The organism is Gluconacetobacter tumulisoli, from assembly GCF_014174155.1.
In the GTDB taxonomy this organism is placed as follows: domain Bacteria; phylum Pseudomonadota; class Alphaproteobacteria; order Acetobacterales; family Acetobacteraceae; genus Gluconacetobacter; species Gluconacetobacter tumulisoli.
The window spans coordinates 263396-275909 of the sequence record NZ_JABEQM010000001.1 but is presented as its reverse complement, the minus strand read 5'-3'; the positions used below and the strand labels follow the sequence as shown (position 1 = coordinate 275909).

Annotated in this window: 21 protein-coding genes; all 21 read right to left on the bottom strand. The window is 64.7% G+C overall.

What is annotated here, in order from left to right:
* Positions 1–81: 81 nt before the first annotated feature.
* The 21 genes from HLH28_RS01300 to rpmC all read right to left on the bottom strand — a co-directional run bounded on the left by HLH28_RS01300 (position 82) and on the right by rpmC (position 12513).
* Positions 82–852: an ABC transporter ATP-binding protein gene (locus HLH28_RS01300; RefSeq protein WP_182953833.1), complete on the bottom strand. Its 771-nt coding sequence runs from the start codon at positions 850–852 to the stop codon at positions 82–84.
* Positions 853–890: 38 nt separating this feature from the next.
* On the bottom strand, positions 891–1661 hold the full coding sequence (locus tag HLH28_RS01295; RefSeq protein WP_182953374.1) for an ABC transporter permease: 771 nt from the start codon (positions 1659–1661) through the stop codon (positions 891–893).
* Entirely contained in the window at positions 1658–2695 is a 1038-nt protein-coding gene (locus HLH28_RS01290; RefSeq protein ID WP_182953372.1) for an ABC transporter substrate-binding protein, read from the bottom strand. The genes HLH28_RS01295 and HLH28_RS01290 overlap by 4 nt, the downstream gene beginning before the upstream one ends.
* 171 nt (positions 2696–2866) lie before the next feature.
* A complete protein-coding gene (gene rplQ / locus HLH28_RS01285) occupies positions 2867–3292 on the bottom strand; it encodes a 50S ribosomal protein L17 (protein WP_182953370.1) in 426 nt (141 codons plus the stop codon).
* Between the two features lie 26 nt (positions 3293–3318).
* Positions 3319–4338, bottom strand: coding sequence for a DNA-directed RNA polymerase subunit alpha (locus HLH28_RS01280; RefSeq protein WP_182953367.1), 1020 nt, complete (start codon positions 4336–4338; stop codon positions 3319–3321).
* 120 nt (positions 4339–4458) lie between these two features.
* Positions 4459–4851 carry a 30S ribosomal protein S11 gene (gene rpsK, locus HLH28_RS01275; RefSeq protein WP_012227919.1) on the bottom strand — a complete coding sequence of 131 codons (393 nt, stop codon included), beginning with the start codon at positions 4849–4851 and terminating at the stop codon, positions 4459–4461.
* 91 nt (positions 4852–4942) lie between these two features.
* Positions 4943–5320 (bottom strand): 30S ribosomal protein S13, encoded by a 378-nt coding sequence (rpsM, locus tag HLH28_RS01270; protein WP_182942063.1) that lies wholly within the window; start codon positions 5318–5320, stop codon positions 4943–4945.
* A 230-nt stretch (positions 5321–5550) separates the two neighbouring features.
* Positions 5551–6210 carry an adenylate kinase gene (locus HLH28_RS01265; protein ID WP_182953365.1) on the bottom strand — a complete coding sequence of 220 codons (660 nt, stop codon included), beginning with the start codon at positions 6208–6210 and terminating at the stop codon, positions 5551–5553.
* Entirely contained in the window at positions 6207–7553 is a 1347-nt protein-coding gene (gene secY, locus HLH28_RS01260) for a preprotein translocase subunit SecY (protein WP_182953363.1), read from the bottom strand. Before secY ends, HLH28_RS01265 begins: the two co-directional genes overlap by 4 nt.
* A gap of 156 nt (positions 7554–7709) precedes the next feature.
* Positions 7710–8198: a 50S ribosomal protein L15 gene (gene rplO, locus HLH28_RS01255; RefSeq protein ID WP_182953361.1), complete on the bottom strand. Its 489-nt coding sequence runs from the start codon at positions 8196–8198 to the stop codon at positions 7710–7712.
* Position 8199: 1 nt separating this feature from the next.
* Positions 8200–8388 carry a 50S ribosomal protein L30 gene (rpmD, locus tag HLH28_RS01250; protein ID WP_182953359.1) on the bottom strand — a complete coding sequence of 63 codons (189 nt, stop codon included), beginning with the start codon at positions 8386–8388 and terminating at the stop codon, positions 8200–8202.
* Positions 8381–8956, bottom strand: a complete 576-nt coding sequence (gene rpsE / locus HLH28_RS01245) for a 30S ribosomal protein S5 (protein ID WP_182953357.1) — start codon at positions 8954–8956, stop codon at positions 8381–8383. The genes rpmD and rpsE overlap by 8 nt, the downstream gene beginning before the upstream one ends.
* A 15-nt stretch (positions 8957–8971) precedes the next feature.
* Positions 8972–9334 (bottom strand): 50S ribosomal protein L18, encoded by a 363-nt coding sequence (gene rplR, locus HLH28_RS01240; RefSeq protein WP_182942075.1) that lies wholly within the window; start codon positions 9332–9334, stop codon positions 8972–8974.
* On the bottom strand, positions 9334–9867 hold the full coding sequence (gene rplF / locus HLH28_RS01235; RefSeq protein WP_182953355.1) for a 50S ribosomal protein L6: 534 nt from the start codon (positions 9865–9867) through the stop codon (positions 9334–9336). Before rplF ends, rplR begins: the two co-directional genes overlap by 1 nt.
* 10 nt (positions 9868–9877) lie before the next feature.
* Positions 9878–10276 carry a 30S ribosomal protein S8 gene (rpsH, locus tag HLH28_RS01230; RefSeq protein ID WP_182942079.1) on the bottom strand — a complete coding sequence of 133 codons (399 nt, stop codon included), beginning with the start codon at positions 10274–10276 and terminating at the stop codon, positions 9878–9880.
* Positions 10277–10288: 12 nt separating this feature from the next.
* Positions 10289–10594, bottom strand: coding sequence for a 30S ribosomal protein S14 (rpsN, locus tag HLH28_RS01225; protein WP_182942081.1), 306 nt, complete (start codon positions 10592–10594; stop codon positions 10289–10291).
* Positions 10595–10698: 104 nt separating this feature from the next.
* A complete protein-coding gene (gene rplE / locus HLH28_RS01220; protein WP_182953353.1) occupies positions 10699–11268 on the bottom strand; it encodes a 50S ribosomal protein L5 in 570 nt (189 codons plus the stop codon).
* 10 nt (positions 11269–11278) lie between these two features.
* Positions 11279–11599 (bottom strand): 50S ribosomal protein L24, encoded by a 321-nt coding sequence (gene rplX / locus HLH28_RS01215; RefSeq protein WP_182953351.1) that lies wholly within the window; start codon positions 11597–11599, stop codon positions 11279–11281.
* A complete protein-coding gene (gene rplN / locus HLH28_RS01210; RefSeq protein WP_007399629.1) occupies positions 11599–11967 on the bottom strand; it encodes a 50S ribosomal protein L14 in 369 nt (122 codons plus the stop codon). The genes rplX and rplN overlap by 1 nt, the downstream gene beginning before the upstream one ends.
* A 14-nt stretch (positions 11968–11981) precedes the next feature.
* Positions 11982–12260, bottom strand: a complete 279-nt coding sequence (gene rpsQ / locus HLH28_RS01205) for a 30S ribosomal protein S17 (RefSeq protein ID WP_182953348.1) — start codon at positions 12258–12260, stop codon at positions 11982–11984.
* Positions 12261–12273: 13 nt separating this feature from the next.
* Complete coding sequence (gene rpmC / locus HLH28_RS01200; protein ID WP_182953346.1) at positions 12274–12513, bottom strand: 50S ribosomal protein L29; 240 nt, start codon at positions 12511–12513, stop codon at positions 12274–12276.
* Position 12514: the final 1 nt, after the last annotated feature.

Below are 12514 nucleotides of genomic sequence, written 5' to 3'. Positions count from 1 at the left end.
ATCGGGCGAGAGTGCGTGCTGCCGCGGCACGCCCAGACAAAGCGCGCCAGGTCGTCAACAGGACGATGTTAAACCGGCCTCTCAGATTTCGGACGCGCGCCAGTACCCGGCTTCGGCCGGGTCCGGGTCGCCCGCGATCAGCGCGCGCAGGCGTTCGGCCAGGATCTGCATCGCCGGACCGCCCCGGTCGCGCGGCCTCGGCCCGACCGCCAGATCCCCCCGGACCGACGCCGGATGGCCCGCCAGTACGACGATCCGATCCGCCAGGATCATGGCCTCGTCGATATCATGGGTCACGAACAGGATCGTCTTGCGCGTCTGTGCCCAGATACGCAGCAATTCCTCCTGCAGGCCAGCGCGGGTGATCGCATCCAGCGCGCCGAACGGCTCATCCATCAGCAGCAGGGCGGGTTCCACCGTCAGGGCGCGCGCGACGCCGACGCGCTGCCGCTGTCCGCCGGACAATTGTCGCGGCCAGCGCCCCGCCTGCTCCGCCAGCCCTACCAGCCGCAGCGCGTCCAGCGCACGGGCATGACGCTCCACGTGTCCCAGGGCCAGCCCTTCCAGCCCTAGTTCCACATTCCGCTGGACAGTCCGCCACGGCATCAGCTTGGCATCCTGGAAGACCAGCCCCGCCGGACGCCCCTGCGCCGTCGCCGGCGGGGCAAGCGTCACTTTCCCCTCGGTCGGGGCGATCAATTTCATCGCGATCCGCAGCAAGGTGGATTTGCCGGCGCCCGACGGTCCCAGCACCGCCACGAATTCTCCCCGCCGGATTTCCAGATCAACGCCCCGCAGGATGAAGCTGCGTGACCCGTCATGGGACAGGCCGACATTGCGCAGCCGCACCATCACGTCCGATGCGGCCTCTTCCCCATTCGACACGCTGCCTACCCCTGCCACCCCAGAATCCGGTTCCGCACGAGCATGAACGCCATGTCGGTCAGCGCATAGAGCAGCGCCATCGTCAGCATGTAGATCACCACCAGGTCGGTGGCCAGCAGGCTGGACGCCTGCATCATCCGCGCTCCGATTCCCGGCACGCCGAACAGTTCGGCCGCCACGACCGACATCCACGCCTGGCCCAGACCGGTGCGCAGGCCCGCCATCAGTCCCGGCATGGCCGCCGGCAGGACGACCTTGAACAGCCGCCCCCCGAAACCGCCATGCCCGAACGCCGCCGCGACCTCGAACAGATCCCGGTCGATGGATTGCACCGCGCCATGAGCCGCATAGAAATTGATCCAGAAAACCGAAATCGCGATGACGAAGGTCGCCCCGGCCGTATCCAGGCCGAACCACAGGATCGCGAACGGCACCCACGCCAAGCCCGGAATCGGCCGCAACACCCGGACCACCCCGGACAGCAGCGCATCGAGCATCGGCACGGCGCCGCACAGCAATCCGGCCACGCCCCCCAGAACCGACCCGATCACCAGACCCAGCAGATAATGCGTCATGCTGTCGCGGATGGCGCCCTGCCAGAAACCACCCTTGACCTCATCCAGCCAGGCGGGAATCAGGGCGCTGGGGGCCGGCAACAGGCCGGACGAAACCAGCCCCATCCGGACCGATGCCTCCCACAGGCCGAACATTGCAATTAGCCCCACCGCGCCCAGAAACGGGCGATGCAGCCGCTGGTGGCCGACCCTCCTGCTCATGGATGCGCGCGGCGATAGCTGTCGAGATCGAACAGCCCCTCCACCGGCTCCGCCTTGCGCAGGGTGCCGCTGGCAACCTCGAAGGCCTGCAGGCGACGCACCGACTCCATGATCGTCGATGGGTCGGACACGAAATGGCTGCCGGAGGATTTCAGCGCCTGCAGGATCACCGCCTGCCCCAGGATCCCCCCGCCGAGGGCCTCCTGCACGAAGGGAACCGCAGCCTCGGGGCGCGACGCCAGCAGGTTGGTCGCCCGTATGAACAGACCGACCAGCGTTTCCTTCCACACTGCCCGGTCCGGATCGTCGCCATGGTAGATTGCCAGAACCGATCCCGGCTGATCCGGCATCATGTCATGGCCATTGGCCAGCACGCGGGATTCGGGCAAACGATTGCGCACCACGGACAAGGCCGGTTCCCGCAGCACGGCCGCATCGACGGCGCCCGCCAGGAAGGCCTGCTGCGCCGCGTCGATATCGATTCCGACGATGTCCGCCACCTGGGCGGGCTCGATGCCATTCTGCTGCTTCAGCCAGTACCGCAACAGGGTATCGGGAACCGAACCGACCGGCTGCGTGGCAATCTTGGGCTTCCGCCCCGCAGTATGGGAAAAGGCGTCAAAACGCTGCTTCAGCGCGTCGCCTGCCGGGCCAGCCGCGCCCTCGGTCCCCAGCCCGGCGGCAAGCGGTCCCCGGGCCACGACCTCCAGTTCCTCGATGGCGCCGGCGGCAACAACCTTTACATCCGCACCATGTGCACGGGCCAGCAGCAGCGGCAGGACGCCGGCGACATAGGCATCGATCTTGCCCGACACCAGGGCCTGGATCGCCTGCGGACCAGATTGGAACCGCACGAGACGCAGGTCGAGCCCCGCGTCGCGCGCCCACCCCTCGCCGTTCAGGACGAACAGCGCCGACGATCCCAGGACCGGAATATAGCCGACCCTGATCACCGTAGCCGCCGATGCGGGACCGATACCGGCCAGCAGCCCGACCAGCAGATACAGGCCAAAGCGGAGAAACCTGGATTTCATCGTCCGTCTACCACAATCGTTTTATTCGCGATCCAGAGTGGTGATATTATGCGCCGAAAAAGTCAATAGACCCCGGATGGATGGCACAATGGATGCCGCCTCCGCCGCGAAGACAATAAAAAACCCGGCACCAGGGCCGGGTTCTTTATCATTCCCTGTGGGCAGGGAAAATCAGGCCGCGAGGCTGTCTTCGCTCTCGACATCCTGCTTCGGGCCGCTGTCCTGGCCCTTCGCCGCCACATCGCGATCGACCAGTTCGATCACCGCCATGTCGGCCGCATCGCCATGACGGATGCCCGCCTTGAGGACGCGGATATAGCCGCCGGTGCGGGTCTTGTACCGCTCCGCGACAGTCGAGAACAGCTTGGAGACGATCACATCGTCACGGAGCTGCGCATAAGCCTGACGGCGGGCATGCAGGTCGCCCCGCTTGCCGAGCGAAATCAGCTTCTCCACCACCGGGCGAAGTTCCTTCGCCTTGGGCAGGGTCGTCGTGATCTGCTCGTGCTTGATCAGGGCCACCGCCATGTTGCGGAACATGGCAGCGCGATGGGACGAGGTAACGCCGAGCTTCCGGCCGGCAACACCGTGACGCATGATGAGGTCTTCCTGTCTTTACCGGGTCAGAACGGCTCGTCGAGCCTCTTGGCCAGGTCTTCGATATTTTCCGGCGGCCAGGCCGGCACATTCATACCAAGGGACAGCCCCATCGAGGTGAGGACTTCCTTGATCTCGTTCAGCGACTTGCGGCCGAAGTTCGGAGTGCGGAGCATCTCCTGCTCCGTCTTCTGCACCAGGTCGCCGATATAGACGATATTGTCGTTCTTCAGGCAGTTCGCGCTGCGGACCGACAATTCCAGCTCGTCGACCTTGCGCAGCAGGTTCCGGTTGAACGGCAGGTCGTCCTGCGGCTCTTCGGTGCGAACCGGACGCGGCTCGTCGAAGTTGATGAACAGCTGCAGCTGGTCCTGCAGGATTCGCGCCGCCAGGGCAACAGAATCCTCGGGCGTCACCGCACCGTTAGTCTCCACCGTCAGCAGCAGGCGGTCATAGTCGGTCACCTGCCCGACGCGGGTCGGCTCGACCTTGTAGGACACGCGACGCACGGGGGAATAGATGGCATCCACCGGAATCAGGCCGATCGGCGCATCCTCGGGACGGTTCGCCGCCGCCGGGACATAGCCCTTGCCCAGATTCACCGTGAATTCCATCCCGAACTTCACGCCTTCGTCCAGGGTGCAGATCACGAGGTCGGGGTTCATCACCTCGATATCGTGACCGGTCTGGATCTGTCCGGCGCGCACCTCGCCCGGCCCGGTGGCCGTCAGGACCATGCGCTTCGGCCCCTCGCCGTGCATGCGCAGGGCGAGCTGCTTGATGTTCAGCACGATGTCCGTAACGTCCTCGCGCACACCCGCGACCGACGAGAACTCATGCAGAACGCCGTCGATCTGGATCGCCGTCACCGCCGCACCCTGCAGGGAAGACAGCAGCACCCGCCGGATCGCGTTGCCGAGCGTCATGCCGAAACCGCGCTCCAGCGGCTCCGCCACCACGGTGGCCGTGCGCGACGGCTCTCCGCCCGGCTCGACTTCCAGCTTCTCCGGCTTGATCAGGGATTGCCAGTTTTTCTGGAGGACCAAGGTGATGGCCTTTCAAAACTGATCTGCGCAAAGGCAGATGGCGCCCGTAAGACCAGGCGCCGGATGACAATCAACTCCGTCCGCGAATCCGCGGACGGAAAACGAAATCAGACCCGGAGATCAGACGCGGCGACGCTTGCGCGGACGGCAGCCATTGTGGGGCACCGGCGTCATGTCGCGAATCGACGTGATCGAGAAGCCAACGGCCTGCAGGGCGCGCAGGGCGCTCTCACGCCCCGACCCCGGACCGGACACTTCGATCTCCAGCGTCTCCATCCCATGCTCACGCGCCTTGCGGCCCGCGTCCTCGGCGGCGACCTGGGCCGCGTACGGGGTCGATTTACGCGATCCCTTGAAGCCCTGCGCACCAGCGGAAGACCACGCGATCGCATTGCCCTGCGCGTCGGAGATCGTGATCATCGTGTTGTTGAAGGTGGACAGCACATGCGCCACCCCCGAGATAATGTTCTTCCGCTCTTTCTTGCGAATACGCGGAGCAGCAGCCTTCGCCATAGTCTTCCTGGTCCTGTCTGTTCAAAGACGCGACCCGCGCCTGGCGCCACGAAGGCGCCCGACACGGGCCGCGAATGCGGCGAAAGCCGCTTTAGCGGGTAGCCTTCTTCTTGCCGGCGATCGCAACCGCCTTGCCCTTGCGGGTACGGGCGTTGGTGTGCGTGCGCTGGCCACGAACCGGCAGGCCGCGACGATGGCGCAGGCCGCGATAGCAGCCCAGATCCATCAGGCGCTTGATGTTCATCGCGACTTCACGACGCAGGTCGCCCTCGACCCGATATTCGCTGTCGATCAGCTCGCGGATCTTCAGGATCTCGTCATCGGACATCTCGTTGACCCGACGCTCCGCCGGGATGTCGAGACGACGGCAGATTTCCTCCGCCTTCGTCTCGCCGATGCCATAGATATAACGCAGGCCAATCGTCACCCGCTTGTTGGTAGGGATGTTCACGCCGGCAATACGCGCCACGCCACTTACTCCTCGTCCACCCGCTCGGCGGGCACTTACAAGATCGTCGCCGGGGCCTTTCCACGCCACCAGCCATTCTGCCGGAGCGTCGTGAACGTGCCGGCACCGCCGGTCAACCCCATCATCAATCGGATTCGTTGTCTCAGCACCTCCACGCCACGTGCCGTGAGTGCCGATACCTTGAGGGCGCGCACTATACCCGCGCGCCCTTCAGAGTCAATGAATAACGATCACTTCTTCGTGATACCATCCATGATCTCGAACACCTTGTCCGTGACCGTATCGATGTCCGCCATGCCGTCGATGCGATACAGGCGTCCCTCGGCCTCGTAATAGGGCAGGATCGGAGCCGTCTGCCGCCGATACGCCGTCAGGCGGGCCGCCACGGTATCGCGCCGGTCGTCCTCGCGGCGCACGAAATGGTGGCCGCCGCAGACGTCGCAGGTATTCTCGACCTTGGGCTTCTTGAACAGGTCATTATAGCCCGCACCGCAATCCGCGCAGGTGTACCGCCCGGCAATCCGGTCGGCCAGGGCCTCCTCGTCGACCTCCAGAAACAGCACGACATCGATTCGCGTGCCCCGTGCACGCAACATCGAATCGAGCGCCGCCGCCTGGGCCTCCGTCCGCGGGAATCCGTCCAGGATAAATCCGTTGGCGCAATCCGGGCGTTCGATGCGGGACTCGAGCATGGCAATGATCACGTCATCGGGAACCAGCTGTCCCGCGTCCATGATCGCCTTGGCCTGCACCCCGATCGCCGTTCCGGCCGCCACTTCGGCCCGGAGCATGTCTCCGGTCGAAATCTGGGCGATGCCGTACCGGGTCTCCAGCCGCTTCGACTGGGTGCCCTTTCCCGCCCCCGGGGGGCCAAGGAAAATCACATTCATCGCATCTTGCCCTTCCCCCGCGCCTTGCGCATTAGGCCCTGGTACTGGTGGGCCACCAGATGCGACTGGATCTGCGTCACCGTATCGATGGTGACCGACACGATGATGATAAGGCTGGTCCCGCCGAAATAGAACGGCACGTTGTAATGACTGATCAGGATCTGCGGCAGCAGGCAGACCGCCACCAGATAGGCCGCCCCGATGCTGGTCAGGCGGGTCAGGATCCGGTCGAAATACGCCGCCGTGTTGGCTCCGGGGCGAATGCCGGGGATGAACCCGTTCTGCTTGCGCAGATTGTCCGCCGTTTCCTGCGGATTGAAGGTCACCGCCGCATAAAAATACGAGAAGAAGACGATCATCGCCGCATAGAACAGCATGTACAGGGGCTGCCCCTGTCCCAGCTCCTGCCCCAGGAAGGACAGCCAGCCCGGCATCGAGCTGCCGCTCATGAAACCCGAGATCGTCACGGGGATCAGCAGCACCGACGATGCGAAGATCGGCGGAATGACGCCTGCGGTATTCACCTTCAGCGGCATATGAGTCGAGTCGCCGCCGAACATCCGCTGGCCGACCTGGCGCTTCGGATACTGGATCACCACCCGCCGCTGCGCCTGCTCCATGAACACGATGAACGCGATCGTCAGCGCCGCCAGGACCAGGAACACCAGCACGAAGAACGGCGACAGCGCGCCCGTGTAGCCAAGCTGGAACAGGCTGGCCAGCGCGTGCGGCAGGTTGGCGACGATACCCGCGAAGATGATCAGCGAAATGCCGTTGCCTACCCCGCGCGAGGTAATCTGCTCGCCCAGCCACATCAGGAACATCGTCCCGCCCAGCAACGTCACCACGCACGACACGGTAAAGAACAGGCCCGGCGAAATCACCGCGGCGCCCGCCTCGCTGTGCATGTTCTCCAGCCCTACCGCGATGCCGTAGGCCTGGAACAGCGCGATCACGACGGTCAGGTAGCGGGTATATTCGTTCAGCTTGCGCCGGCCGGCCTCGCCTTCCTTCTTGAGGTTCTCCAGCGACGGGATCGCCGCCGACATCAGCTGAACGATGATCGACCCGCTGATATAGGGCATGATGTTCAGCGCAAAGACGGTCATGCGCCCCAGCGCACCGCCGGTGAACATGTCGAACATGCCGAGGATGCCGCCCTGATGGCGGGCCAGAAGCTGGCCCATGACCGTCGCGTCGACACCGGGAACCGGGATGTAGGTTCCCAGGCGGTAGACGATCAACGCCCCCAGGGTGAACCAGATTCGCTTCTTCAGCTCGGTTGCGTTGGCAAATGAGCTGAAGTTCAGATTGGCAGCCAGCTGCTCGGCCGCGGAGGCCATGCGCCCGTCCTTTCACAACAACAGCGTCGCCGCACGAGACGGGACGCTGTCATGACAAACCAGACAAGAGTGTAGGGTGTCGATCCCCTGCGGTGCAAGAGACAACGCCCCGGGGCGGGGTGGTGCGCCAGGCGGCGACATCCACCCCCGCTCGCGTCACGCGGAGGCAGGTGCCTCGGCGGTGGACGCGGCGGTCCGGACGGTGCCGCCCGCCTTTTCGACCGCGGCGATGGCCGTGGCCGACGCGCCGGCAACCTCGATGGTCACCGCGCGGGCCAGCTCGCCCTTCGCCAGCAGGCGAACGCCGGCGAACTTGCCGGTGCCGACCAGGCCGGCCTTGCGCAGGACGTCCTCGGTCACCACCACGCTGCCGTCGATCTTGCCGGTCTCGATCGCCCGGTCCAGGGCGCCCAGGTTCACCGGGGCATAGACCTTGCGGAAGATGTTCTTGAAGCCGCGCTTCGGAAGACGGCGATACAGCGGCAGCTGACCACCCTCGAAGCCGTTCAGGGACACGCCTTCACGCGCCTTCTGGCCCTTCACGCCCTTGCCCGACGTCTTGCCCTTGCCGGACCCGATGCCGCGACCCAGACGCTTCTTGCGATAGCGGGAGCCCGCGTTATCGCGCAGTTCGTTCAGGTTCATATCAACCCTCCACCTTCACCAGGTGGGACACCTTGGTGATCATGCCGCGAACCGAAGGTGTATCCTCCAGTTCCCGGGTGCGGCCGATCTTGTTCAGGCCCAGCCCGACCAGCGTCGCCTGCTGGCCCGGCTTGCGCCCGTTGCCCGAGGCCACCTGGGTGACCTTGATCGTTGCCTTGCTCTCAGACATCGGCCGCGGCCTCCGTCACGCTCGCGTCGCGGCGCCCCAGGATATCCGAAACCTTCTTGCCACGGCGGTTGGCCACCGAACGCGGGCTGGCGCAACGCTCCAGCGCGGCGAACGTCGCCTTGACCATGTTGTGCGGGTTCCGGGTTCCCAGGGATTTCGCGACCACGTCGTTGATGCCCAGGCTCTCGAACACGGCGCGCATCGGACCACCGGCGATGATGCCCGTGCCGGCGTCGGCCGAGCGCAGAACCACCTTGCCGGCGCCGAAATGACCCGCCACGTCATGATGGAGGGTACGGCCCTCCTTCATCGGAACGCGGATCATCGCGCGCTTGGCGCGGTCGGTCGCCTTGCGGATCGCCTCGGGGACCTCACGGGCCTTGCCGGCGCCGAAGCCGACGCGACCCTTCTGGTCCCCCACCACGACCAGCGCGGCAAAGGCAAAGCGACGGCCGCCCTTTACGACCTTCGCAACACGATTGATCGTGACCAGCTTGTCGACGAGATCGTCGCCATCGCGCTCACGATCGCGGCCGCCCCGGCCGCCTTCCCTCGGTTCACGTGCCATTGCGTGACCCCTTCCTCAGAAGGCGAGACCGCCCTCGCGGGCAGCCTCCGCCAGGGCCTTGATACGCCCATGATACAGATACGAACCGCGGTCGAAGACGACCAGCGATACACCCGCCGCCACCGCGCGTTCGGCGACCAGCTTGCCGACAGCGGCAGCCGCGTCCGAGTCCGCGCCGTTCTTCAGCTGCTCGCGCAGCGTCTTGTCGAGGCTCGAAGCGGCGGCAAGCGTACGCCCGGCGACATCGTCGATCACCTGGGCATAGATGTTCTTGCCTGACCGGAACACCGACAGGCGCGGACGCCCGCCGCCCTTGCGGCGAAGCTGGAAACGCAGACGCTGGCGCCGACGCTCCCGCAGATCCTGCTGCGTGCTCATTACTTCTTCTTGCCTTCCTTGCGACGGATGGTCTCCGTGTCGTAACGGACACCCTTGCCCTTGTAGGGCTCGGGCTTGCGGAAGCTGCGGATGTCCAGGGCAACCTGGCCGACCCGCTGCTTGTCCACGCCCTCGACCACGATGGCGGTCGGACGCGGCGTCGTGATCTTGATACCCTGCGGAATCGCATAGACGATGTCATGCGAATAACCGAGGTTCATGACCAGATTGCTGCCCTGGACCGCCGCACGGTAACCGGTGCCGGTTACCTCGAGGGTCTTCGAGAAGCCCACGGACACGCCCTTGACCATGCTGGCCACCAGCGCCCGCGTCGTGCCCCACATCATCCGCGCCTGGGCAGCCGTGCCGACCGGACGGACCGAAACCTTGCTGTCGGCGATTTCGGCTTCGATATGGCTGGACAGCGGCAGCTTCAGCTCGCCCAGCTTGCCCTTGGCCACGAAGACGCCATCGACGATGGAGACCTGGACGCCCGACGGAATTTCGACGGGATATTTGCCTACACGTGACATGTATCCCTCCTCAGAATACGCGGCAGAGGACCTCGCCGCCGACATTGGCAGCGCGGGCTTCCGCATCCGAGAGAACGCCACGCGGCGTCGAGAGGATCGACACACCGAGGCCGGCATAGACCCGGGGCAGTTCCTTGATCTTCGAGTAAACCCGACGACCCGGCTTCGACACCCGGTGGATCTCCTTGATGACGGGCTCGCCATCCAGGTACTTCAGCTCGATCCGCAACTGGGCCACGCCCTTGCGCAGGTCTTCCTGCGCGAAGCCGCGGATATATCCCTCGCGCCGCAGGGCTTCGAGCACATTGGCACGCAGCTTGGACGCCGGCGCCACGCAGGCCGCATGACGCGCGCGCTGCGCGTTGCGGATCCGGGTGAGCATATCACCCAAAGGATCAGAAAGTGACATCGTTCCCTGCCCTTACCAGCTCGACTTGACCATGCCCGGGATCTGGCCGCTGGAGGCCAGGTCGCGCAGAGCCACGCGGCAGAGTTCGAACTTCCTGTAGTTGGCGCGGGCGCGCCCGGTCAGCTTGCACCGCAGGCGCACGCGCACGCGCGAACCGTTGCGGGGAAGCTCTGCGAGTTTCAGGGATGCCTCGAACCGATCCTCGACCGGAAGCGTCCGGTCCATGATGATGTTCTTGAGCGCAATCCGCTTAGCCTTGTCCCGTCCTGCCATGCGCGCACGCTTGGCATTCCGGTTAACGGCGGAGATCTTGGCCATGCCTTGTTCTACCCTCCGGAACCTGTCGGGCCATCCCGACGGTTTTCCAAACAACGTGTCTAATAGGTCTTCTGACCTGTTGGCGGAAGCCCCAAACGCCGCAATTACGCGGCGAAGGGCAGATCAAACGCCTTCAGAAGAGCCTTCGCTTCCGCATCGGTCTTCGCGCTGGTCACGAAGATGATGTCCATCCCACGGATATCGTCGACCTTGTCGTACTCGATTTCCGGGAAGATGATCTGTTCCTTCAGACCCATGGCGAAATTGCCACGGCCGTCGAAACCCTTGTTCGCCGGCAGGCCGCGGAAATCGCGGACGCGCGGCAGCGCAATGGTCACCAGACGGTCCAGGAACTCATACATCCGCGCGCGGCGCAGGGTCACCTTACAGCCGATCGGCAGACCTTCGCGAATCTTGAAGCCGGCAATTGCCTTCTTCGCGACCGTCTTCACCGGCTTCTGGCCGGCGATCAGCGTCATTTCGGCGACGGCGGTGTCCAGCTTCTTCTGGTCGCCCGCAGCCTCACCCACGCCCATGTTGATAACGATCTTCTCGAGATGCGGAACCTGCATCACGTTCTTGTAGCCGAACTCCTCGCGCAGCTTCGCGCGCAACTCGTCCTGATACAGCTTCTGCAGACGCGCCACCTGGCGGGTCTCTTGCACTTCAGACATCCCCGCCTCCTCAGCCTTCGATGACTTCGCCGGTCGCCTTGGCGACGCGGACCTTGCGGCCGTCTTCCAGAATCCGGAAACCGACGCGCGTCGGCTTGCCGCTCTTGGGATCGACCAGCTTCAGGTTCGACAGGTGAACCGGCATCTCTTTCTCGATGATGCCGCCCTGCTCGCCCGCGCGGTTCGGGCGCGTGTGGCGCTTGGCCACCGCAACGCCACGGACAACCGCCTTGCCGTCATCGGGACGGACCGAGAGCACCTCGCCCTGGATCCCCTTCGAGGACCCGGTGGTCACGACGACCTGGTCGCCTTTCCTGATACGCGCAGCCATCACAGCACCTCCGGTGCCAGCGAAATGATCTTCATGAACTTGCGCGCACGCAGTTCACGCACAACCGGCCCGAAGATGCGGGTGCCGATCGGCTCCTGCTGCTTGTTGATCAGGACGGCCGCGTTACGGTCGAAGCGGATGGCGCTGCCATCGGCGCGACGCACCGGGTAGGACGTGCGAACGATCACCGCCTGGTGAACGTCGCCCTTCTTGACCTTGCCGCGGGGGATCGCTTCCTTGACGGACACGACGATCACGTCGCCGACCGAGGCGGTCTTCCGCTTGGAACCGCCCAGCACCTTGATGCACTGCACCTGACGCGCGCCCGAATTATCGGCGACGTCCAGGTTGGTCTCGGGATGGATCATAGCCTATGCCCTTCTTACGCCTGCGCGCCGGACGCGGCGTCGGCGGCACCCAGCTGGGCACCATTCCGGACAACCACGGTCCAGGTCTTGCGCTTGGAGATCGGCTTGCATTCTTCAATGCGCACCATGTCCCCAATCTTGCACTCGTTCAGTTCATCATGCGCCGCGTACTTCTTGGAGCGACGAATGAACTTCTTATACAGCGGATGAATGACCCGACGATCGACAAGAACGGTGACCGTCTTGTCCATCTTGTCGCTGGTCACCCGTCCGGTCAGGACGCGCCTCGGCATCGCCCGTCTCCCTTCAGGACTTGGCGGCCGGCGCACCTGCGCCGGCCGCATTCTTCTTCGCCGCCTGGGACGCGATCGTCTTCACGCGGGCGATATCACGCCGCACCTCGCGAAAACGAGCCTGTCCCTCATTCTGGCCAGTCGCGCGCTGGAACCGCAGGTTGAACTGCTCGCGCTTCAGGTCGATGAGAAGCGTCTCCAGTTCCTCGGCGGTCTTGGCACGCAGATCGGCCGGCTTGGTTGCCTTTGCCATC